This window comes from Streptomyces sp. NPDC086549, assembly GCF_044746205.1.
Taxonomy (GTDB): domain Bacteria; phylum Actinomycetota; class Actinomycetes; order Streptomycetales; family Streptomycetaceae; genus Streptomyces.
On the sequence record NZ_JBIVBS010000018.1, the window covers coordinates 112278 to 133523 of the forward strand.

General features: G+C 70.9%; 19 protein-coding genes, 1 pseudogene and 1 riboswitch. Of the genes and pseudogenes, 12 read left to right on the forward strand and 8 right to left on the reverse strand.

Going from position 1 to position 21246, the window contains the following annotated elements; all coding sequences use genetic code 11:
• Positions 1 to 84: 84 nt before the first annotated feature.
• Positions 85 to 1026: a sucrase ferredoxin gene (locus tag ACIPSA_RS40625; protein WP_402644471.1), complete on the reverse strand. Its 942-nt coding sequence runs from the start codon at positions 1024 to 1026 to the stop codon at positions 85 to 87.
• Positions 1027 to 1080: 54 nt separating this feature from the next.
• Positions 1081 to 2340: a citrate synthase gene (locus ACIPSA_RS40630; RefSeq protein ID WP_402644473.1), complete on the reverse strand. Its 1260-nt coding sequence runs from the start codon at positions 2338 to 2340 to the stop codon at positions 1081 to 1083.
• 98 nt (positions 2341 to 2438) lie between these two features.
• On the opposite strand from ACIPSA_RS40630, the gene ACIPSA_RS40635 reads away from it, so the two are divergent.
• Positions 2439 to 3605, forward strand: coding sequence for a citrate synthase/methylcitrate synthase (locus tag ACIPSA_RS40635; RefSeq protein ID WP_402644475.1), 1167 nt, complete (start codon positions 2439 to 2441; stop codon positions 3603 to 3605).
• 85 nt (positions 3606 to 3690) lie between these two features.
• Here ACIPSA_RS40635 and ACIPSA_RS40640 read toward each other — a convergent pair whose 3' ends face one another.
• From ACIPSA_RS40640 to ACIPSA_RS40655, 4 genes are all read right to left on the reverse strand, one after another.
• Positions 3691 to 3936: a hypothetical protein gene (locus tag ACIPSA_RS40640; RefSeq protein ID WP_402644477.1), complete on the reverse strand. Its 246-nt coding sequence runs from the start codon at positions 3934 to 3936 to the stop codon at positions 3691 to 3693.
• 184 nt (positions 3937 to 4120) lie between these two features.
• Complete coding sequence (locus ACIPSA_RS40645; protein ID WP_402644479.1) at positions 4121 to 4357, reverse strand: hypothetical protein; 237 nt, start codon at positions 4355 to 4357, stop codon at positions 4121 to 4123.
• A gap of 123 nt (positions 4358 to 4480) precedes the next feature.
• Positions 4481 to 5011: a DUF6082 family protein gene (locus tag ACIPSA_RS40650; RefSeq protein WP_402644481.1), complete on the reverse strand. Its 531-nt coding sequence runs from the start codon at positions 5009 to 5011 to the stop codon at positions 4481 to 4483.
• A 13-nt stretch (positions 5012 to 5024) separates the two neighbouring features.
• Positions 5025 to 5174 carry a hypothetical protein gene (locus tag ACIPSA_RS40655; RefSeq protein WP_402644484.1) on the reverse strand — a complete coding sequence of 50 codons (150 nt, stop codon included), beginning with the start codon at positions 5172 to 5174 and terminating at the stop codon, positions 5025 to 5027.
• Between the two features lie 157 nt (positions 5175 to 5331).
• Here ACIPSA_RS40655 and ACIPSA_RS40660 point away from each other — a divergent pair, with 157 nt between their 5' ends.
• Positions 5332 to 6396, forward strand: a complete 1065-nt coding sequence (locus ACIPSA_RS40660) for a CobW family GTP-binding protein (protein WP_402644485.1) — start codon at positions 5332 to 5334, stop codon at positions 6394 to 6396.
• Here ACIPSA_RS40660 and ACIPSA_RS40665 read toward each other — a convergent pair.
• Positions 6393 to 8852: a DNA topoisomerase (ATP-hydrolyzing) subunit A gene (locus ACIPSA_RS40665; protein WP_402644488.1), complete on the reverse strand. Its 2460-nt coding sequence runs from the start codon at positions 8850 to 8852 to the stop codon at positions 6393 to 6395. The genes ACIPSA_RS40660 and ACIPSA_RS40665 overlap by 4 nt on opposite strands.
• Positions 8853 to 9142: 290 nt before the next feature.
• On the opposite strand from ACIPSA_RS40665, the gene ACIPSA_RS40670 reads away from it, so the two are divergent.
• From ACIPSA_RS40670 to ACIPSA_RS40685, 4 genes are all read left to right on the forward strand, one after another.
• Positions 9143 to 10546, forward strand: a complete 1404-nt coding sequence (locus tag ACIPSA_RS40670; RefSeq protein ID WP_402644490.1) for a M16 family metallopeptidase — start codon at positions 9143 to 9145, stop codon at positions 10544 to 10546.
• Positions 10543 to 11931 carry a M16 family metallopeptidase gene (locus ACIPSA_RS40675; RefSeq protein WP_402644493.1) on the forward strand — a complete coding sequence of 463 codons (1389 nt, stop codon included), beginning with the start codon at positions 10543 to 10545 and terminating at the stop codon, positions 11929 to 11931. Before ACIPSA_RS40670 ends, ACIPSA_RS40675 begins: the two co-directional genes overlap by 4 nt.
• 202 nt (positions 11932 to 12133) lie before the next feature.
• Positions 12134 to 12297: riboswitch (cyclic di-AMP (ydaO/yuaA leader) on the forward strand.
• 12 nt (positions 12298 to 12309) lie between these two features.
• Positions 12310 to 13089: a M23 family metallopeptidase gene (locus ACIPSA_RS40680; protein ID WP_402644494.1), complete on the forward strand. Its 780-nt coding sequence runs from the start codon at positions 12310 to 12312 to the stop codon at positions 13087 to 13089.
• 188 nt (positions 13090 to 13277) lie between these two features.
• The gene (locus ACIPSA_RS40685) at positions 13278 to 13973 is read left to right on the forward strand and encodes a GntR family transcriptional regulator (RefSeq protein ID WP_402644497.1); all 696 of its coding nucleotides are present in this window, start codon (positions 13278 to 13280) and stop codon (positions 13971 to 13973) included.
• Between the two features lie 146 nt (positions 13974 to 14119).
• Here ACIPSA_RS40685 and ACIPSA_RS40690 read toward each other — a convergent pair whose 3' ends face one another.
• Positions 14120 to 14401 carry an HPr family phosphocarrier protein gene (locus tag ACIPSA_RS40690; protein ID WP_391005010.1) on the reverse strand — a complete coding sequence of 94 codons (282 nt, stop codon included), beginning with the start codon at positions 14399 to 14401 and terminating at the stop codon, positions 14120 to 14122.
• A gap of 178 nt (positions 14402 to 14579) precedes the next feature.
• Between ACIPSA_RS40690 and ACIPSA_RS40695 the strand changes: the two genes are divergently transcribed.
• The 6 genes and pseudogenes from ACIPSA_RS40695 to ACIPSA_RS40720 form a co-directional block, all read left to right on the forward strand.
• A complete protein-coding gene (locus ACIPSA_RS40695; protein ID WP_402644500.1) occupies positions 14580 to 17408 on the forward strand; it encodes a GNAT family N-acetyltransferase in 2829 nt (942 codons plus the stop codon).
• 17 nt (positions 17409 to 17425) lie between these two features.
• Positions 17426 to 17839, forward strand: a complete 414-nt coding sequence (locus tag ACIPSA_RS40700; RefSeq protein ID WP_402644503.1) for a hypothetical protein — start codon at positions 17426 to 17428, stop codon at positions 17837 to 17839.
• 1 nt (position 17840) lies between these two features.
• Positions 17841 to 18437 carry a DUF5998 family protein gene (locus ACIPSA_RS40705; protein WP_402644506.1) on the forward strand — a complete coding sequence of 199 codons (597 nt, stop codon included), beginning with the start codon at positions 17841 to 17843 and terminating at the stop codon, positions 18435 to 18437.
• Positions 18437 to 19627: an alkaline phosphatase family protein gene (locus tag ACIPSA_RS40710; RefSeq protein WP_402644509.1), complete on the forward strand. Its 1191-nt coding sequence runs from the start codon at positions 18437 to 18439 to the stop codon at positions 19625 to 19627. The genes ACIPSA_RS40705 and ACIPSA_RS40710 overlap by 1 nt, the downstream gene beginning before the upstream one ends.
• A 46-nt stretch (positions 19628 to 19673) precedes the next feature.
• Positions 19674 to 20324, forward strand: a complete 651-nt coding sequence (locus ACIPSA_RS40715; protein ID WP_402644510.1) for a thymidine kinase — start codon at positions 19674 to 19676, stop codon at positions 20322 to 20324.
• Between the two features lie 644 nt (positions 20325 to 20968).
• Positions 20969 to 21163, forward strand: a pseudogene (locus ACIPSA_RS40720) (hypothetical protein); the annotation flags it as partial.
• Between the last annotated feature and the right edge of the window lie 83 nt (positions 21164 to 21246).

Below are 21246 nucleotides of genomic sequence, written 5' to 3' on the forward strand. Positions count from 1 at the left end.
GACGGGCGCGCCCCGCCGTAGGGGGTGTGGCGTGGATCTCTTGACCAGATCTTGGGAAAGTGGTGATGCCGCGCTCCGGCGCCGTCAGCTCGCCAGCGTCGGCGCCGTCAGCTCGTGCACCGCCACCACGTCCATCCGGGCCGGCGCGCCGAGCACCGCCGCCCCGCAGCTCTCCGGCCGGGGCGGCAGCGAGGCGCCCTGGGCCACCGTGACGCGCCAGAGGCGGCCGTCGGTGTGGGCGACGGTCACCTCCCAGTGTGGTGCCCCGCCGTCCGTCCGTACGACACTGAGGGCGCCCGCCGCGTACTCGTCGGCGGCCGCGCGCACGGCCAGCTCGGCCGCCTGTCCGGGCCGCTCCCAGGCCGAGCACCCGCGGCATCCGTCGAGGACCACACGGCCCTCACGGACGCCGTGCAGGACCTCCTTGACGGCGTGCGCCTCGGCCCTGCCGTACGCGTATCCGTACGGCAGGACGAGGACCGTGGGCGAGAAGCGGTGGCCACCCAGATGAGTGACCTCCCAGGTGCCGAGCACACCGGAGGAGGCGAGCTCAGAGGCGAGGGGGCGGCCCAGGAGGGCGCAGCATCGGTCGCGCTTGCCGTTGGTGCAGACGAGCGCGAGCGGACCGTCCGAGTGGGGCCGGCCGTGGAGCACCGCGTCGAACGAACGGTGGTCGCCCGCACCGAGGGCGGCGAAGTCGAGGGCGCGCAGCCGTTCCGGGTCGCGGGTCGTGGCGCTGTGCAGCCAGGTGTTCCCGGGAACGGTGTGGGCGGCGTAGACCTGCCGTACGGCGGGCCCGCCGGGGTCGGCGTGCCGTCCGGGACGCCGGATCAGCGCGATCCGTACGCCTGTTCCCTCGGCTACGGCCTCCAGGGCGCGGCCGAGGGCGGGGTCCAGGTGGCTCGAAGTGAGCGCTTTGGCACCCCAGGGGCCGGGCTGTTCCAGCAGCAGCCATGTCGTCGCAGTGGCCGCGGTACCGGAAACGGGCTCGTCGAGGCTCCGGGAGACGGTCGCACACCTACTCACAGAGGTGAGCCTAACCTGACTTTCTTTGGAGTGGCTTTCAGTAGGGCTTGAGTTCTACTCCGGCAGGGCCTGGGGCGGCCTCGGGCCCACGTAGTGGCCGCTGGGGCGCATACGCAGCGGGCGTTCCCCGTACTCCTCCAGGGCGTGGGCGATCCAGCCCGCCGTCCGGGCGATGGCGAAGACCGTCTCGCCCGCCGTGGCGGGCATGCCGGAGGAGACGGTGAGCACGGCGAGGGCGAGGTCGACGTTCGCGTGCAGGGGCGTGTGGCGGGCGGTGGTGGCGACGATGTCGCGGGCCGCGAGGAGGGCGGGTTCCGCGCGCGGGACCCGCTCCATGAGGGCGAACAACGCACGCGCGCGCGGGTCCTCGCCCGGGTAGAGCCGGTGGCCGAGTCCGGGGATACGGCGGCCCGCGCGCAGCTCGTCCGCGATCACCGGAACCGCTGTGCCCCGCTCGAGTACGTCCAGCAGCATCCGGTGGGCGAGTCCGCTGGCCGCGCCGTGCAACGGGCCCTCGATCACGCCGAGTCCGGCCGAGACGGCCGCGTAGGCGTGCGCACGGGCCGAGGCGGCGACCCGCACCGCGAGCGTCGAGGCGGCCAGGTCGTGGTCGACGAGCAGGGCGAGTGCCGTGTCCAGGGCGCGCAGTGACGCCTCGTCGGCCTCGTGTCCGGTCAGCCGGCCCCACAGGCGGCGGGCCAGCGGACCCTCGTCGTGGTGGTGGGCGTAGGGCTGGGGCGGCAGGGCGGCGACGAGTGTGGGGATGAGGACGCGCGCGGTGCCGAGCACGGCCTCCTCGGACAGGTCGAAGCGCAGCGGGTCCTCGGCCGCCGCGGCGATCGCCCCGACCCGTAGCCGGTCGATGGGAGCGGTGTGTTCGGGCAGGGCGTCCACGGCACGGCGGGCCACGGCGACGGCGGCCTCGGGCGCGGTGAAGGTGACCCCCGGGCGCATCCGCCCCGTCCACAGCCACTCGGCGACCTCCTCGTAGGAGTGGTGCGCGGCGAGCTCGGTGGCGTCGACACCCCGGAAGTAGTACCGGTCCTTGTCGATCAACGTGATGCGGGTGCGCACGGACAGTTCGCCGCCGGACCCCGAACTCATGCTGGTCTCACGCCGGTTGCGCCGGGCGAGGGCCTCCACCTCCTTGGCGTCGAAGGTGCTGCCGCGGCCGCCGGGCTCGCGCGTGCTGCTGAGCTGACCGCGGCTCACGTACGCGTACACGGTCTCCGGCTTCACGCCGAGCACTTCGGCGGTCTCCTTGGTGCTCAGCCTCCGCCCGGGACGGCCGGGAGCGGGTTGTTGATCGCGCATGGGTGTCACCGTAGCCGCCCCAGATACATTGACTGGATCAATGTTGACAGAGAGATGGTCAAGCATTGACAGTTTAATCAAGTTCAGAGAGGAGACCCATGTCCATCAACAGGGCTGCGGCCACCCTTGTCGACGTCCCGCGCGGACTCGCGGGCGTCGTCGTCACCGACACCGAGATCGGTGATGTCCGGGGGCTTGAGGGCTTCTACCACTACCGCCAGTACTCGGCCGTGGAACTCGCGCGCACCCGCGGCTTCGAGGACGTCTGGCATCTCCTGGTCCACGGCGAACTGCCCGATGCCGAGCGGCGCACGGCCTTCGCCGCCGAGACCGCGTCGCTGCGGCGGCTGCCCGACGAGGTCCGGGCCGCCCTGCCCGCCATCGCCGCGGCGAGCCGCACCTCCGGCCCGCTGGCCGGGATGCGCACGGCGCTGTCGCTGCTGGGCGCGGCGAAGGGATTCCGGCCGGTGTACGACATCGACGCCGACCAGCGGCGGCAGGACACCCTCGTGGCCGCCGCGGCCGTACCCACGCTGCTCACGGCACTGCATCGGCTGGGCCGGGGGCTCGACCCGGTGGAGCCGCGCATCGATCTTTCCTGTGCGGCGAACTACCTCTACATGCTGACGGGTTCGGAGCCCGATCCGCGGCATGCCCGGGCGGTCGAGCAGTATCTGATCTCCACCATTGACCATGGATTCAATGCGTCAACCTTCACGGCACGCGTCATCGCGTCGACCGGGGCGGACGTGGCGGCATGCCTCGTGGGGGCGGTGGGGGCGCTCTCCGGTCCGCTCCACGGCGGCGCTCCCAGTCGCGCGCTGGACACCCTGGACGCGATCGGCACTCCCGACCGCATCGACTCGTGGATCCGCGAGCGGGTCCTCGCCGGCGAGCGGATCATGGGCTTCGGTCACGCGGTCTATCGGACGGAGGATCCGCGCTCCCGGATGCTGCGTGAAGTCGCGCAGAGCTTCGGCGGCCCGCGCGTGGAGTTCGCCGTCGAGGTCGAACGCCATGTCGAGGCGATCCTCGCCGAACTGAAGCCGGGCCGTGAGCTCCACATCAACGTCGAGTTCTACGCCGGCGTGGTCATGGAACTGTGCGGCGTGCCGCGCGAGATGTTCACACCGACGTTCGCGGCGGCCCGGGTGATCGGCTGGAGCGCCAACATCCTGGAACAGGCGGCGGACTCGAAGATCATCCGACCGGTGGCGCGGTATGTGGGGCCGGTGGCGCCGGCGGCCGTTCCTGTCGTGGCCTGACGGGCGCGGCGGCAGAGAAAGGGCCTGGCCGCCCATGCGCGACCAGGCCTCGTCAACTGGTGGTCCTGCTGTTTGCGACCGGAGTTCAGGCGTCCGGGATGTCGATCTTGGCCTGAAGTAGCGTCTCGCGAGTGATGACCACGATCCGCTCGTCGCTAGACCGGCCCGCGTCGGAGGGGAGTTTGCCCTCCAGCGCCTCGGTTCTGTCTGCCCCGATGACGGCGAAAGTGCCGTCGCTCAGCTCAAAAATGTCTGGACAGGTGTTGCCGTCGAGGCTGCCGCGCTGACGAGGGGATGCGCCGATGCGGCGGATGATGTGTGGTGAGGTCACGGAGCGTACGCTAGCGATCTCCAATCGGTTACTAACGGGCAAGACTCGCGAAACGCCAGAGGCGAGATCTCGCCATTATTTGGCGCGAGTGTTTAGGTGCGGCGTGGGCGATCCAGGGGCCACTGTGCGGAAGTGAACCGAGTGAAAACCGGCCAGTGGTGCCCGAATCCGTGTGCTGTCGGTGCTATTCGGGCGGGATGTCGGCCTTGGCGCGGACCAGCGTCTCCCGGGTGATGACCACGATGCGTTCGTCCGCGGCTCGTGCGGCGTCGGCGGGTAGTTCGTGCTCGAGCTCCGCGGTGGCGTCGGTCCCGATCACGGCGAAACGGCCGTCGCTGAGTTCGAAGATGTCGGGGCATGTCTCGCCGGTCATGCTCCCGCGCTGCTCGGGGGAGGGGCCGATGCGGCGAATGATCTTCAAAGTATTCCCGTCCTAAGCGGTCAGGGACGTGGTGTGGCCACAGGAGGGTAGCGGCCTGGACATGCCCGCCCCTGCAATCGGCGGGCCGTGCCGGGGTGGTCGTCGGCTTGAAGACCGGCGCACTCACTCGGGCGGTTCACCCACGACCCACCACTCGTCGGTGTCCGCCTCGTCCAGGTCGTGGATGAGGCCGTCCAGCATGCGCCCCACCTGTGCCTCCACGGAGTTCTGTTCAAGGCTCGCGCGGGCGGCGCGGGTCGCTTCCCAGTACTCCCTGAAGATCGGGTTCTGCACAGTGCCGCGCAGATGTCCGAAGAGCTCCACCCGATTGACGTTGCCGATGCGGTAGGCCAGCAGGGCGTTGGTGTACACGGCGTTGGCGAACAGGAACTGCCGGTACTTATCCGGTGCGATGGCGCCGCCGTGCGTGTCGAGTACCGCGGCCAGCGCCGGATCCTCCATGGCCTTGCTCAGCAGTTCCCAGTGGAGGCGCTGCTGGTTGGCCAGGTTCACGTGCTGCTGAGCGTCGAGCAGTTCGCGGTCGCGCTGCTTTTGCTGCCGTTGCTGGGCGATGACTGCTGCGGCGGCGACAGCGGCGAGTCCCACCACTATGGCGGAACCGCACCCCCGTATCCCGGACTTCTGTGTGGCCATGTCAACCCCCGATTCAGGCGGCCGTCCGCCGGTCGTCGGTGCGGGTCGACTGGAGGGGACCGGCGAGCGGTGGGCGGCGCTTGCCGTCTCCCAGAGTGTGCCGAGCGGCTCTGATCGGCGGGGAGGCGGAGAGGCGGCGCACGGAGGGAAGCGAGGGTCGCACGCTCCGGCGCCTTGCCCAACGTCTGCCCCGCAAGGGCTGCTAACAATCGTTCACTTCGTGGCGTTTCTTCCCACTCGTATCCTGAGTCGGCATTCAATTCTCGCGCGTGCGCCAGGCAGAGAGCCGGTGCACGCGTCCGCGTGAGAGAGGTCGCAGAGTGGGGCACAGCCGCAGTCCGCAGCAGATCCCGGTCGTCGTACTCGCCGGATTCCTGGGCTCCGGGAAGACCACACTCCTCAACCACCTCCTCCACCGCGGCGGAGGCAGCCGTATCGGGGCGATCGTCAACGACTTCGGCGCCATCGAGATCGACGCGATGGCCGTGGCCGGCGCGCTCGGCGACTCGACGGTCTCGCTGGGCAACGGGTGTCTGTGCTGCGCCGTCGACGCGAGCGAACTCGACCTGTACCTGGAGCGGCTCGCGCATCCCTCCGCCGGCATCGACGTCATCGTCATCGAAGCCAGCGGCCTTGCCGAACCCCAGGAACTCGTGCGGATGGTGCTCGCCAGCGAGCACCCCGGAATCGTGTACGGCGGACTCGTCGAGGTCGTCGACGCGGCCGAGTTCGACACCACCCGGGCACAGCACCCCGAGATCGACCGGCACCTCGCCCTGGCCGACCTGGTCGTCGTCAACAAGCTCGACCGGGCGGCCGACGCCGAACGCGTCCTCGGCCTCGTCGGCTCACTCACCGACGGCGCCGCCGTCGTCCCCGCCACCTACGGGCGCGTCGACCCCGAGTTCCTCTTCGACTGCCGGCCGAGCGAGGAGCGCGTCGGGCAGTTGTCCTTCGACGACCTGTACGACCACGACAGCGCCGACGACCACGCCGGACATCTGCACGCCGCCTACGACAGCCTGTCCTTCACCTCCGAAGTCCCCCTGGATCCCCGCAGGCTGATGGAGTTCCTCGACAGCCGGCCCGAGGGGCTCTACCGCATCAAGGGGTATGTCGACTTCGGGCCCCACGACGCCCGGAACCGGTACGGCGTCCACGCCGTCGGGCGGTTCCTGCGCTTCTACCCCGAACCCTGGGCGCCCGCCCAGGCACGCCTCACCCAGCTCGTCCTGATCGGTTCCGGCATCGACGCCGCCACCCTCGCCAAGGAACTGGAGGCGTGCAGGAACGACGCCCCACACGCCGACGAGCACGGCATGTGGGGCGTCCTGCGCTACGTACGAGATCCCGATGAACCGGACCCCGGAGACCCGTCGGTCTAGAACACCGGTCCCGCCACCACCGACACGATCTTCGGCAGCGACGTGCCCGAGCCGTCCCGGCGCGGGTCGATCTCCGGGAGGTCGGCCGGGGTGCCGTTCTTCTGCGCCGCCCGCGCCGGGACCGTGCCCGCCCAGGCCAGGGACAGGCAGTCCTCGCCCTTCAGGAACCGCTGGCAGCGCACACCGCCCGTGGCGCGGCCCTTGCGCGGGTACTGGTCGAACGGGGTCAACTTGGCGGTCGTCTGGACCGAGTCGTCGAGCGTGCCGCGCGAGCCCGCCACAGTGAAGACCACCGCGTCCGCGGCCGGGTCGATGGCGGTGAAGGAGATGACCTTGGCGCCCTCGGTGAGCTTGATGCCCGCCATGCCGCCGGCCGGCCGGCCCTGGGGGCGGACCTGGGACGCCTGGTAGCGCAGCAGCTGCGCGTCGTCGCTGATGAACACCAGGTCCTCCTCGCCGGTGCGCAGTTCCACCGCGCCGACGATCCGGTCGCCCTCCTTGAGCGTGATGACCTCCAACTCGTCCTTGTTGGACGGGTAGTCGGGCACCACACGCTTGACGACACCCTGTTCCGTGCCCAGAGCGAGGCCCGGGGACGACTCGTCGAGCGTGGTCAGGCAGATCACCGTCTCGTCGTCCTCCAGGGAGACGAACTCCGTGATCGGCGCTCCACCGGAGAGGTTCGGCGCCGCCGCCGTCTCCGGCAGCTGCGGGAGGTCGACCACGTTCACCCGCAGCAGGCGGCCCGCCGAGGTCACCACGCCCACCTCGCCGCGTGCCGTGGCCGGCACCGCGGAGACGATCAGGTCGTGCTTGGCGCGCTTGCCCTCCTCGTCCACCGCGAAGGGCTCGCCGTTCGCCGTACGGGCCAGCAGCCCCGTCGACGACAGGAGCACCCGGCACGGGTCGTCCGCCACCTGCAGCGGCACGGCCGCCGCCGGGGCGCCCGACGACTCCAGCAGGACCGTACGCCGCTCGGTCCCGAACTTCTTCGACACCGCGGCCAGTTCGGCGGAGACCAGCTTGCGCAGCTCGGTGTCCGACTCCAGGATCCGGGTCAGCTCGGCGATCTCCGAGTTGAGCCGGTCCTTCTCCGCCTCCAGTTCGATGCGGTCGAACTTGGTGAGGCGGCGCAGCGGCGTGTCGAGGATGTACTGCGTCTGGATGTCCGACAGCGAGAAGCGCTCCATCAGGCGCTCCTTCGCCTGCGCGGAGTTCTCGCTGGAGCGGATCAGACGGATGACCTCGTCGATGTCGACGAGGGCGGTGAGCAGGCCCTCCACCAGGTGCAGCCGGTCGCGGCGCTTGCCGCGGCGGAACTCCGAGCGGCGGCGCACGACGTTGAAGCGGTGGTCGAGGTAGACCTCCAGGAGCTCCTTGAGGCCCAGGGTGAGCGGCTGGCCGTCCACCAGGGCCACGTTGTTGATGCCGAAGGACTCCTCCATCGGCGTCAGCTTGTAGAGCTGCTCCAGGACCGCCTCCGGCACGAAGCCGTTCTTGATCTCGATGACCAGACGCAGGCCGTGCGCGCGGTCCGTGAGGTCCTTGACGTCGGCGATGCCCTGGAGCTTCTTGGCGTTGACCAGGTCCTTGATCTTGGTGATGACCTTCTCCGGGCCGACCGTGAAGGGCAGCTCGGTGACGACGAGGCCCATGCGGCGCGCCGTCACGCTCTCCACGGAGACCGTGGCGCGGATCTTGAAGGTGCCGCGGCCCGTCTCGTACGCGTCCCGGACCCCGGAGAGGCCGACGATACGGCCGCCGGTGGGCAGGTCGGGGCCCGGGACGTACTTCATCAGCGTGTCCAGGTCCGCGTTCGGGTAGCGGATCAGGTGACGGGCGGCCGCCACGACCTCGGCGAGGTTGTGCGGCGGCATGTTCGTGGCCATGCCGACCGCGATGCCCGACGTGCCGTTCACCAGCAGGTTCGGGAAGGCGGCGGGCAGGGCCACCGGCTCCCGCTCCTGGCCGTCGTAGTTGGGGGCGAAGTCGACCGTGTCCTCGTCGATCGACTCGGTCATCAGGCTCGTGGCCTCGGCCATCCGGCACTCGGTGTACCGCATGGCGGCCGGCGGGTCGTCGTTGCCCAGCGAGCCGAAGTTGCCGTGGCCGTCGACGAGCGGGACGCGCATCGAGAACGGCTGGGCCATACGCACCAGGGCGTCGTAGATCGACGCGTCTCCGTGCGGGTGGAGCTTGCCCATCACGTCACCGACGACACGCGCGCACTTCACGTAACCGCGGTCGGGACGCAGGCCCATCTCGTTCATCTGGTAGACGATGCGCCGGTGCACCGGCTTGAGCCCGTCGCGGGCGTCGGGCAGGGCACGGGAGTAGATGACCGAATACGCGTATTCGAGGTAGGAGCCCTGCATCTCGTCCACGACGTCGATGTCGAGGATCTTCTCCTCGTACGAGTCGTCTGGCGGCGGGGTCTTCGTGCTGCGGCGGGCCATCGCTGCCGGCTCCTCTGTATCTGGTCGCTCGAAGCGTGAACGGGAACTGATCGGACCATTGTGGACCGCGGTACTGACAAGCCGGGCCAGGACCCGGTGCAGACGGTCCTTCCCGGTTCCGGCAGGCGCCGGAGGAGCCGCCCCGCGGCACGACTCCCGCAGGCTACGCGATCCGCTGTGGGCGTACGTCCGGCGGGAACTTCACCGAGGCTCCGGCCGCTTGCATACAGTGGCAGGACTGGCAGGAAGACCGCGGTTTCACGACCGCTTCCGCGATCGAAGGGACGTACATGCCCATGGGTCACACGACCGAAGCCGAGGCAGGCTCCGGGGGCCTGACAGCGACCGAGCACCGCCTGGCCAATGGTCTGCGCGTGGTGCTCTCCGAGGACCACCTGACCCCGGTCGCGGCGGTGTGCCTCTGGTACGACGTCGGCTCCCGTCACGAAGTCAAGGGACGTACCGGCCTGGCTCACCTTTTCGAGCACCTGATGTTCCAGGGCTCCGCACAGGTGAAGGGCAACGGCCACTTCGAGCTCGTGCAGGGCGCCGGCGGCTCGCTCAACGGCACCACCAGCTTCGAGCGCACCAACTACTTCGAGACCATGCCCGCCCACCAGCTGGAGCTCGCCCTCTGGCTGGAGGCCGACCGCATGGGCTCGCTGCTCGCCGCCCTCGACGACGAGTCCATGGAGAACCAGCGGGACGTCGTCAAGAACGAGCGCCGGCAGCGCTACGACAACGTTCCCTATGGCACCGCCTTCGAGCGGCTGACCGCCCTCGCCTACCCGGAGGGCCACCCGTACCACCACACGCCGATCGGCTCGATGGCCGATCTGGACGCGGCCACTCTGGAGGACGCGCGCCGGTTCTTCCGGACGTACTACGCGCCGAACAACGCCGTGCTCTCGGTGGTCGGCGACATCGACCCGGAGCAGACCCTCGCCTGGATCGAGAAGTACTTCGGCTCGATCCCCGGCCACGACGGCAAGCCCGAGCCCCGCGACGGCTCGCTGCCGGACGTCATCGGCGGGCAGCTGCGCGAGGTCGTCGTGGAGGAGGTTCCGGCGCGGGCTCTGATGGCCGCCTACCGGCTCCCGCAGGACGGCACGCGCGCGGCGGACGCGGCCGACGTGGCGCTCACCATCATCGGCGGCGGCGAGTCCTCCCGCCTCTACAACCGGCTCGTACGGCGTGACCGTACGGCCGTCGCGGCCGGGTTCGGCCTGCTGCGGCTGGCCGGGGCGCCCTCCCTGGGCTGGCTGGACGTGAAGACCTCCGGTGATGTCGAGGTGCCGGTCATCGAGGCCGCCATCGACGAGGAGCTCGCCCGCTTCGCGGAGGAGGGCCCCACGTCCGAGGAGATGGAGCGCGCCCAGGCGCAACTGGAGCGCGAGTGGCTGGACCGGCTCGGCACGGTCGCGGGCCGCGCCGACGAGCTGTGCCGCTACGCGGTCCTGTTCGGCGACCCGCAGCTCGCCCTCACCGCTGTCCAGCGCGTCCTGGCGGTGACCCCGGAGGAGGTCCGGGAGGTCGCCCAGGCCCGCCTTCGCCCGGACAACCGCGCGGTGCTCGTCTACGAGCCCCTCTCCGCCGAGTCCGCGCAGCACACCGAGGACGAGGACTTTCCCGAGGACCCGGAGTCCGAAGCCACCGTCGAAGCCGGCGACGACCACGAGGAGGCGGCCAAGTGACCGAGCTCGCCGCGATGGAATTCCACCCCCAGCCCCACGCGGGCGAGGCGAAGCCGTGGGCCTTCCCGGCCCCCGAGCGCGGCACGCTGGAGAACGGCCTGACCGTTCTGCGCTGCCACCGCCCCGGCCAGCAGGTCATCGCCGTCGAGGTGCTCCTGGACGCACCGCTGGACGCCGAGCCGGCCGGTTTCGACGGCGTCGCCACGATCATGGCGCGGGCCTTCTCCGAGGGCACCGACAAACACTCCGCCGAGGAGTTCGCCGCCGAGCTGGAGCGCTGCGGCGCCACCCTGGACGCGCACGCCGACCACCCGGGCGTCCGCCTGAGCCTGGAGGTCCCGGCCTCCCGCCTCGGCAAGGCGCTCGGCCTGCTCGCCGACGCCCTCAGGACGCCCGCGTTCGCCGACAGCGAGGTCGAGCGGCTGGTCCGCAACCGCCTCGACGAGATCCCGCACGAGCTGGCGAACCCCTCCCGCCGCGCGGCCAAGGAACTCTCCAAGGAGCTGTTCCCGCCGACCTCGCGCATGTCGCGCCCGCGCCAGGGCACAGAGGAGACGGTCGAGAAGCTCGACGCGGCGGCCGTACGCGCCTTCTACGAGCGGCACGTCCGGCCCGCCACGGCCACCGCCGTGATCGTCGGCGACCTCACCGGCATCGATCTCGACGAACTGCTCGGCGACACCCTGGGCGGCTGGACCGGCTCCACGGCGCAGCCGCGGCCGGTGCCGCCGGTGACCGCCGACGACACCGGCCGGGTCGTCATCGTGGACCGTCCGGGGGCCGTCCAGACGCAGCTGCTCATCGGCCGTGTCGGCGCGGACCGGCACGACCGCGTGTGGGCCGCCCAGGTGCTCGGCACGTACTGCCTCGGCGGCACCCTGACCTCCCGCCTGGACCGCGTCCTGCGCGAGGAGAAGGGCTACACCTACGGTGTGCGTTCGTTCGGGCAGGTCCTGAGGTCCGCCCCGGACGGCACGGGTGCCTCGATGCTCGCCATCAGCGGCTCCGTGGACACCCCGAACACCGGTCCCGCGCTGGAGGACCTGTGGGCGGTGCTGCGCAAGCTCGCCGAGGAGGGCCTCACCGACCCCGAGCGCGACGTCGCCGTGCAGAACCTCGTGGGGGTCGCGCCGCTGAAGTACGAGACCGCGGCGGCCGTGGCGAGCACGCTGGCCGACCAGGTCGAGCAGTACCTGCCCGACGACTACCAGGCTGCGTTGTACCAGCAGCTCGCCGCCACCGGCACCGTGGAGGCCACCGCCGCGGTGGTGAACGCCTTCCCGGTGGACCGTCTGGTGACGGTACTCGTGGGTGACGCCGCCCAGATCAAGGAGCCGGTCGAGGCCCTCGGCATCGGAGAAGTCACCGTCGTTTCCGCCGAGTAGGGGCACGCGCGCGTGGGCCCTGATGACCGACGGGTCGTCAGGGCCCACGCGTGTTCCCCCAAGATGTCCGAATTGAGGCGGAGGTTGCCTGTCTGCCCTGTGGGATGCGCTACAAAAGCCGGGATCGGTTTGGGGATTGAAAGACCGCCCGCATAGCGTCGTCCAGGCTGTTCGTCGGGCAGTGCGCCGCACCCGCGGCACCGGACAGTCATCGCCGAGTCCCCGTACGGCGCGAGCCAGGGGAGCCGGGGACCCACAGCAGTCCCCTGGGGTGAATCGGACGCCCGCGCGCCGCGAGGGGGTCCGTAGGAGACCTTCCTGTTCCGAACCCGTCAGCTAACCCGGTAGGCGAGAGGGAAGGAAAGGACCAGCCACTACATGGCGTTCACGCGGGCCACCGGGAAGCACCGCCGTCCCAGCCGCATGCACCGCACCACCGTCGGCGCGGCGAGCGTCGCTGCCCTCGCCACCACCGGCGCCATCGGCACCCTGGCCGCCCCGGCGCTCGCCGCCGAGCCGTCCGTCGAGGACACCGGCCTCACCCCCGTCATCACCATCGGCGACTCGGTCGCCGAGCAGATCGACGCCCAGGCCGCCGCCCAGACGCAGGCCGCCGAGGAGAAGGCGGCCGAGGACGCCGCGAGCAAGAAGGCCGCAGAGGAGGCCGCCCGCAAGAAGGCCGCCGCGCTGGCCGAGAAGGAGCGCGAGGCCAAGGTGCGCGCCGCCCGCGAGGCCGAGCGCGAGCGCCTCAACGCGTTCGTGGCGCCGATCGCGAACTCGTACGTCTCCACCGGCTACCAGGCCAGCAGTTCCCTGTGGTCCTCCGGCTCCCACACCGGCATCGACTTCCACGCCGCGAGCGGCACCGCGGTGCACGCGGTCGGCTCCGGCACGGTCGTGTCGACCGGCTGGGGCGGGGCGTACGGGAACCAGATCGTGATCCGGATGGCCGACGGCATGTACACCCAGTACGGCCATCTGTCGTCCATCGGCGTCTCCGTGGGGCAGAAGGTCGTCCCCGGCCAGCAGATCGGCCTCTCCGGCGCGACCGGCAACGTCACCGGACCGCACCTCCACTTCGAGGCCCGGACGACCCCGGAGTACGGCTCGGACGTCGACCCCGTCGCCTACCTCCGCAAGCACGGCGTGAACGTCTGAGGACACGGCGCACCGCTTTCCGAAGCCCCGGCTCCCCGAGCCGGGGCTTTCGTCGTTTCGAACGCGCCGCTGTCCAAAAAATATCCATGGATTCCGGCTCGCCGTCGGAAATTCCCGCTCATTGCAATAGAGTCACGGAACACACGTCAAGCGGCGACGTTTCACGGGGATTAAGGCGGAGGTCGGTCATGCGTATTCCGGCGCACTCGGTATGCACGGCGATCCGGGACGACATCGTCGCGGGTGTCTACGAGCGCGGCAGCCGGCTCACCGAGGAACTCCTGGCCCGCCGCTACGGCGTCTCACGCGTCCCCGTCCGTGAGGCCCTGCGCACGCTGGAAGCCGAGGGCTTCGTGGTGACCCGGCGGCACGCGGGCGCGTGCGTCGCCGAACCGACCGAGCAGGAGGCCGCCGACCTGCTGGAGATGCGCATGCTCCTGGAGCCGCTCGGCGCCGCCCGGGCCGCGCAGCGGCGCACCGAGGCCCATCTCAAGGTGCTGCGCGGCCTTGTCAGGCTGGGCCAGGAGCGGGCCAGGAGCGGCAGCAGCGAGGATCTGCGCTCGCTGGGCGGCTGGTTCCACGAGACGCTCGCCCAGGCCTCCGGCAGCCACGCCCTGACCTCGATGCTGACCCAGTTGCGGCACAAGATCGCCTGGATGTACGCGGTGGAGGCGCCCGCCAACCCGGTGGAGTCCTGGGCGGAGCACGGTGCCGTCGTGGACGCGGTGGCGCGCGGCGACGGGGAGCGCGCGCGGGCGATCACGGCGCTGCACGCCGAGCGCGCGACATCCGCGCACCGGCTCCGTTTTCCCGGCGGTGGCGACCGGCTGGAACGTGTGAGGACTTCGCAACATGCCGTAAACATCTCGGGTCCGCGGCATTAACACGGACGCCGTATACAAAGAGGTGTTATTCGGCGGACGCGTATTTCTGTTGCCCTAATTCTTGCATGCCTGGAATTTCTGCGAGAATACGGCGGAGCCGCGCCGTCCGAAAGGGCTGACGCGGCTCCGGCGTTCGGTGCGGTGGCTCAGACGGTCTCGGGCAGTTCCTCGAGACCCTCGGCGACCAGCTTCGCGAGACGGTCCAGGGCGATGTCCGCACCCTCGGCGTCGGAGGCGAGGACGATCTCCTCGCCGCCCTGGGCGCCCAGGCCCAGAACGGCGAGCATGGAGGCCGCGTTGACGGGGTTGCCGTCGGCCTTGGCGATCGTCACGGGGATGCCGGAGGCCGTGGCGGCCCGGACGAAGATGGAGGCGGGGCGGGCGTGGAGGCCCTCGGCCCAGCCGACGTTGACGCGGCGCTCAGCCATGTGATGCTGCCCTTCACTTTTCAGGGTTGTCTAGACCAGTTTCCCACATCGTGAAGCATGTCCGGAGCGGTCCTGTGTCCCGCTCCGGAGGTGGCGTCGGACCTCGGCCTCGATCCGACTTCCGTCCTCCACAGACTGCCTCGCGCCGTTGTCCGACGCGAGCCGTACTCTGGGGCCCATGCAGACCTCGGCGGGCCGGCAGGACCGGCACGAGTACCCCGCCCACTGGGAGGCGGACGTGGTGCTGCGCGACGGGGGTACCGCGCGCATCCGGCCCATCACCGTTGATGACGCCGACCGCCTGGTCAGTTTCTACGAGCAGGTCTCGGACGAGTCGAAGTACTACCGCTTCTTCGCGCCGTACCCACGACTGTCCGCCAAGGACGTCCACCGCTTCACGCACCACGACTTTGTGGACAGGGTGGGACTCGCCGCCACGATCGGCGGCGAGTTCATCGCAACCGTACGCTATGACCGCATTGGTGCCGACGGCCTGCCCGCCTCCGCGCCCGCCGACGAGGCAGAGGTCGCCTTCCTGGTGCAGGACGCGCACCAGGGCCGCGGGGTCGCCTCGGCCCTCCTCGAACACATCGCGGCCGTCGCGCGCGAGCGTGACATCCGTCGCTTCGCCGCCGAGGTGCTGCCCGCCAACAGCAAGATGATCAAGGTGTTCACGGACGCCGGGTACACCCAGAAACGCAGCTTCGAGGACGGCGTCGTACGCCTGGAGTTCGACCTCGAACCCACCGACCGCTCGCTCGCCGTGCAGCGCGCGCGGGAGCAACGCGCGGAGGCACGGTCCGTACGACGGCTCCTCGCGCCCGGTTCCGTCGCGGTCGTCGGAGTCGGCCGCACGCCCGGCGGGGTGGGCCGCGGCGTCCTCGGCAACCTCCGGGACGCGGGGTTCACCGGCCGCCTGCACGCCGTGAACAAGGCCTTCCCGGAGGAACTGAAGGAGATCGACGGCGTGCCCGCCCACCGCTCGGTGCGGGACATCGAAGGCCCGGTCGACCTCGTGGTCGTCGCCGTACCGGCCGAACGCGTCCCCGAAGTGGTCACCGAGTGCGGGGAACACGGCGTGCAGGGACTCGTCGTACTCTCCGCCGGGTACGCGGAGAGCGGGCCCGAGGGCCGCGAGCGGCAGCGCGAACTCGTACGGCACGCGCGCACGTACGGCATGCGGATCATCGGGCCGAACGCCTTCGGGATCGTCAACACCTCCGAGGAGGTGCGGCTCAACGCATCCCTGGCACCGGAGCTGCCCCGCCCCGGCCGGATCGGGCTCTTCGCCCAGTCCGGAGCCATCGGCATCGCGCTGCTGTCCCGGCTCCACCGGCGCGGGGGTGGGGTGACCGGGGTCACGGGCGTGTCCACCTTCGTGTCGTCCGGCAACCGTGCGGACGTGTCCGGCAACGACGTCATCCAGTACTGGTACGACGACCCCGACACCGACGTCGTCCTCATGTACCTGGAGTCCATCGGCAATCCGCGCAAGTTCACCCGCCTCGCCCGGCGGACGGCGGCGGCGAAACCGCTGGTCGTGGTCCAGGGGGCGGGATCCGCTCCGCAGGGGCACGCGGTACGGGCCACGCGCCTGCCGCACGCGACCGTGTCCGCGCTGCTCCGGCAGGCGGGCGTGATCCGGGTCGACACGATCACCGAGCTGGTGGACGCGGGCCTGCTGCTGGCACGGCAGCCGCTGCCCTCCGGGCCGCGGGTGGCGATCCTGGGGAACTCGGAGTCCCTGGGCCTGCTGACGTACGACGTGTGTCTGTCCGAGGGGCTGCGGCCGTCGCGTCCGCTCGATCTGACCACCGGGGCCACCGCGGAGGACTTCCGGCAGGCGCTGTCGCGGGCGCTGGCCGACGATTCGTGCGACGCGGTGGTCGTGACGGCCATACCGGCCATCGGGGAGGGGTCACCCGACGACGCCGAACTGGCCGAGGCACTGCGGTCCGCTGCCGCCGCCGCTCCCTCGAAGCCGGTGCTCGTCGTGCACGTGGAGCTCGGCGGGCTCGCGGGGGCGCTGTCGGCCGCGGCAAGCACCGCACCGGCCCGCCTCGCGGAACGACCGCCCGCCGCCGGGGCGGCACAGGTGTCGCCCGGCACGGTACCGGTCCAGGAGGACTCGTCCCAGAGCTGCTCGCGCCTCATCCCTGCTTACCCTGCCGCCGAGCGGGCCGTCCGTGCCCTCGGCGAAGCCGTGAAGTACGCGCAGTGGCGGCGGGAGGCCGCCGACCCGGGGAAGGTGCCCGAGTACGACGACATCGACGAGAAGGGCGCTGCCGAGCTGATCGGCGGGCTGCTCGCGCGCGGCCAGGGGCTCACCCTCGGGACGGAGGAGACCTGCGAGCTGCTGGGGAAATACGGCGTCCCCGTCCGCCGCGCACTGCCCGCCGCGACCTCCGACGCCGCCGCGGAAGCCGCCCGTGCCCTCGGCTACCCGGTCGCCCTCAAGGCCACCGCCCCCCATCTGCGGCACCGCGCCGACCTGGGCGGGGTCCGGCTGGACCTGGCGGACGAGGAACAACTGCGCCGGGCATACGCCGAGTTGACCGACCTGTTCGGGAAGCCGGAGGAGCTGCGGCCGGTGGTGCAGGCGATGGCGCCCCGGGGCGTCGACACCATCGTGCGGGCCGTGATCGATCCGGCGGCCGGGGCCGTGCTGTCCTTCGGGCTCGCGGGAGCCGCCTCGCAGCTGCTGGGTGACATGGCGCACCGGCTGGTGCCGGTCACCGACCGGGAGGCGACTTCGCTGGTGCGGTCGATCCGGACCGCACCGCTACTGTTCGGCTGGCGCGGGTCCACCCCCGTCGACACGCCCGCCCTCGAAGAGCTGCTGCTGCGGGTGTCCCGGCTGGTCGACGACCACCCCGAGGTCGTCGCGGTCACCCTGGAACCGGTCGTCGTGGCCCCCCAGGGCCTGAGTGTCCTCGGCGCCACCGTGCGGCTCGCGCCCCCGCCCGCCAGGGACGACCTCGGCCCGCGCACGCTGCCGGCCTACTGAACGGGGGAGGCGGCCGCATGGAGATCGCCGGACGGGAGCTGCCCGACGGCAGCTGGTGGGACTGGGAAGTGATCGCCTGGGACGCGGGGCGGCTCCGCCTGGCGGCCGGGTACGACCTCACCCACCACCACGGTCTGGAGCTGGTCTTCGTCGCCCCGACCTTCGTGTCCTGTCCGCCAGGCTTCCAGGACCCCGTCTTCCGCCCGCCCACGGCCGAGGAGACGGCACGTCTCACGGAGGCGCTCGGCGAAACACCGCCCTTCGTGGTCGCGTTCGAAGCGGACGCCGGCGGCCGGGAACCCGTCTCCTGTCTGGTTGCTGCGGAACGGCTGGACATCCTGTCCGGGTTCGTGCCCCGGCACCCGCGCCCGGGTAAGGAGACCGCACCGGCCGCCCACGACTGGCCCGGACCCCCCTTGCCCACGGATTAGGATGGACGTCATGGCCAAGACCAGTACGACGACCCAGGGGCTGCGCGCGGCGATCGAGCGCAGCGGCTACTACCCGGCCCTCGTGGCCGAGGCGGTGGAGGCCGCTGTGGGCGGCGAGCCCATCCGGTCGTACCTGGTCCACCAGGAGACGACGTTCGACCAGAACGAGGTGCGGCGGCACGTGACCGTGCTCGTCCTCACCGGCAACCGCTTCATCGTCAGCCACACCGACGAGCAGGCCGCCGACAGCACCTCCCCGACGCCGTACGCCACGACGTCCACGGAGTCCGTGAAGCTCGGCCGGATCTCGTCCGTCGTGGTGAGCCGTGTGGTCGCCAACCCCGAGCAGTACGCGCCGGGCACGCTGCCCCGCGAAGTCGTGCTGACCATCGGCTGGGGTGCCGTCTCCCGCATCGACCTGGAGCCCGCCGCCTGCGGCGACCCCAACTGCGAGGCCGACCACGGCTACACGGGCAATTCGACGGCGGACGACCTGAGCCTGCGCGTCAGCGAGGCCGGGGACGGCCCGGAGACGGTGCGCCAGGCGCTCGCCTTCGCGCAGGCCGTCTCCGAGGCGACAGCGGACGTCACGCGCTGATGGCGTACCCCGCCTCCTGGGACCACCCGGAACCGCTCGCCCTCGGCACCGCCCCGCTCCCCGAGTACGGCAGCGGCTCGCTCGCCGACCTCCTGCCCACCCTGGCCGCCGGTATGGCCGTACCGGGCATGACCGCCGCGATCCCGGAGCTGACCGCGGCCGACCGGAACTGCGTCTTCCTGATCGACGGCCTGGGCTGGGAGCAGCTCCGGGCGCACCCGGACGAGGCCCCCTTCCTGACCTCGCTGCTCGCGAGCTCCCGCGGGGGCACGGGACGCCCGCTCACCGCCGGCTTCCCGGCGACCACCGCGACTTCCCTCGCCTCCGTCGGCACCGGCCTCCCGCCGGGCGCGCACGGCCTGCCGGGCTACACGGCCCGGAATCCGGAGACCGGTGAGCTCATGAACCAGCTCCGCTGGCACCCCTGGACCTCCCCGCGCCTCTGGCAGCCGTACCCCACCGTCTTCCAGCTGGCCCACGAGGCGGGTGTGCACGCCGCCCAGGTGTCGTCCCCCGCCTTCCAGAACACCCCGCTGACCAAGATCGCGCTCAGTGGCGGAACGTTCCACGGGCGACTGACCGGCGAGGACCGCATGGACATCGCGGCCGGGCAACTGGCCGCCGCCGACCGCTCCCTGGTGTACACGTACTACGCCGAGCTGGACGGCGCCGGCCACCGCTACGGCGTCGCCTCCGACACCTGGCGCGGCCAGCTCATGTACGTCGACCGGCTCGTCCAGCGCCTGGCCGAGCAGCTTCCGCCGCGCACCGCGCTGTACGTCACCGCCGACCATGGCATGGTCGACGTGCCCTTCGGCGAGCAGCACCGTTTCGACTTCGACGAGGACTGGGAGCTGCGCGCCGGCGTCGCGCTGCTGGGCGGCGAGGGCCGCGCCCGCCATGTCTACGCGGTGCCGGGCGCCGAGAACGACGTCCTGACCTGCTGGCGCGAGGTGCTCGGCGAGCAGTTCTGGGTGGCCTCGCGGGACGAGGCGATCGCGGCGGGGTGGTTCGGCCCCCGGGTCGACGACCGTGTGTACGCGCGTATCGGCGACGTGGTCGCGGCCGCGCACGACGACGTCCTGATCATCGCCTCCGAGCGGGAACCGAAGGAGTCGGCGCTGGTCGGCAACCACGGTTCGATGACCCCTGCGGAGCAGCTGGTCCCGCTGCTCGAAGTACGCTCCTGAAGAACCGTTCCCTTTTCCCGCCTCGCCGAAAGGTGCTCAACCCCCCATGCCCGAGCTGGTGTTCTTCTCCGGAACGATGGACTGCGGGAAGTCGACGCTGGCTCTCCAGATTGGTCACAATCGGTCGGCAAGGGGACTACAAGGTGTGATCTTCACGCGGGACGACCGTGCGGGGGAAGGGAAGCTTTCCTCGCGGCTGGGCCTGGTGACGGATGCGGTCGAGGCGGCGCCGGGCATGGATCTGCACGCCTACCTGGTGGACCAGCTGTCCAAGGGCGGCAGGGTGGACTACGTGATCGTGGACGAGGCGCAGTTCCTCGCCTCGGAGCAGATCGACCAGCTGGCGCGCGTCGTGGACGACCTGGGTCTGGACGTCTTCGCCTTCGGTATCACCACCGACTTCCGCACGAAGCTGTTCCCTGGCTCGCAGCGGCTGATCGAGCTGGCGGACCGGATCGAGACGCTTCAGGTCGAGGCGATGTGCTGGTGCGGAGCGCGTGCCACGCACAACGCCCGCACGGTGGGTGGCGAGATGGTGGTGGAGGGTGAGCAGGTCGTTGTCGGTGACGTGAACGGCCCCGCCGCGGAGGTCGGCTACGAGGTGCTGTGCCGACGTCACCACCGCCGCCGGATGACAAGCATCTCCGCACATGCCGGCGCGCTCTCGCCGGACGTCCTGCCGGTGGCCTCCGACTGAGGGTGGTCGGCCCTGTAGGGCGCGGTTCACTGTGGCCGTGGTCTGCAGAGCCTCTCGGTCTCCGCCTGCGCGGGGTATCCCGTCCGGTGACGACACTTGTCGTTTGCACAGCCACTGTGTTCGACCGCGCCTACGGAGTCATTCCGAACTGTAGTCGGGTGTCGGCCGACACCGTGATGTACGCGGTGAGTTCATGGGTCAGCGCGGGTCATCTCCCGTCAACTCGCCTAGAACGCAGCTGATGTGACATGTCATCACCCGGTCACCCGCTCGATTCCGGGATGCGCCGGCGCGCCCCCAGGGGGACGCGATCATCCATCCTGCCGTATTCGGGAAAGCCCTTTCGCAAGCCCGTTCGATGTGTCACGATCTTGTGCGTTCAACGGGGGAAGAGGGCGGCCGTCCACTCCTGACCACTGCGACGGCCGCGCCTGATTCATTGAGATTCCTCACGCGCCGTGTGGCGCTGTCATGCCCGCCGTCGGCTTTCTGGCGGCCCGTCATGACGTCACGTGTGCCCGCTTCCTCCCGGTCGCCCGTACGACGTGAGGGGGAGCCACGTGCTCAGACATCGACGGTCAAGACGGTCAAGTCGGTCAAGACGGTTAAGACGAGGACTCGCAGGTACGGCGCTGACCACCGCCGTGTCCCTGCTCACCGGCCTGGCGTACGCCCTGCCCGCCCAGGCGGCCGACCCGCTCCCGGACAACGGCGCCGGGGCCCGCATCGCCTTCGGCCAGGGCCCGCGCGCCGACCGCTGTGAGGTCGGCCATGCCCTCCACATCGGCGGCGCCGCGGTCAAGGCCGCCGCGACGAAGGCCCTGAACGGCACCGACGCCGATCTCGCCGCCGCCCTGCTGGGCAAGGGCAACATCGATCCGAGCCCCCTGGACGACGCCCTGCGCGCCGACCGGGCGAGCGC

What these genes read in the sequence shown, in the direction of transcription:
- ACIPSA_RS40630 (WP_402644473.1), bottom strand. Translation starts at nt 2,340, where the DNA reads ATGCGCGATCAACAACCCGCTCCCGGCCGTCCCGGGCGGAGGCTGAGC.
- ACIPSA_RS40635 (WP_402644475.1), top strand. Translation starts at nt 2,439, where the DNA reads ATGTCCATCAACAGGGCTGCGGCCACCCTTGTCGACGTCCCGCGCGGA.
- ACIPSA_RS40650 (WP_402644481.1), bottom strand. Translation starts at nt 5,011, where the DNA reads ATGGCCACACAGAAGTCCGGGATACGGGGGTGCGGTTCCGCCATAGTG.
- ACIPSA_RS40665 (WP_402644488.1), bottom strand. Translation starts at nt 8,852, where the DNA reads ATGGCCCGCCGCAGCACGAAGACCCCGCCGCCAGACGACTCGTACGAG.
- ACIPSA_RS40670 (WP_402644490.1), top strand. Translation starts at nt 9,143, where the DNA reads ATGCCCATGGGTCACACGACCGAAGCCGAGGCAGGCTCCGGGGGCCTG.
- ACIPSA_RS40680 (WP_402644494.1), top strand. Translation starts at nt 12,310, where the DNA reads ATGGCGTTCACGCGGGCCACCGGGAAGCACCGCCGTCCCAGCCGCATG.
- ACIPSA_RS40685 (WP_402644497.1), top strand. Translation starts at nt 13,278, where the DNA reads ATGCGTATTCCGGCGCACTCGGTATGCACGGCGATCCGGGACGACATC.
- ACIPSA_RS40690 (WP_391005010.1), bottom strand. Translation starts at nt 14,401, where the DNA reads ATGGCTGAGCGCCGCGTCAACGTCGGCTGGGCCGAGGGCCTCCACGCC.
- ACIPSA_RS40695 (WP_402644500.1), top strand. Translation starts at nt 14,580, where the DNA reads ATGCAGACCTCGGCGGGCCGGCAGGACCGGCACGAGTACCCCGCCCAC.
- ACIPSA_RS40700 (WP_402644503.1), top strand. Translation starts at nt 17,426, where the DNA reads ATGGAGATCGCCGGACGGGAGCTGCCCGACGGCAGCTGGTGGGACTGG.
- ACIPSA_RS40705 (WP_402644506.1), top strand. Translation starts at nt 17,841, where the DNA reads ATGGACGTCATGGCCAAGACCAGTACGACGACCCAGGGGCTGCGCGCG.
- ACIPSA_RS40710 (WP_402644509.1), top strand. Translation starts at nt 18,437, where the DNA reads ATGGCGTACCCCGCCTCCTGGGACCACCCGGAACCGCTCGCCCTCGGC.
- ACIPSA_RS40715 (WP_402644510.1), top strand. Translation starts at nt 19,674, where the DNA reads ATGCCCGAGCTGGTGTTCTTCTCCGGAACGATGGACTGCGGGAAGTCG.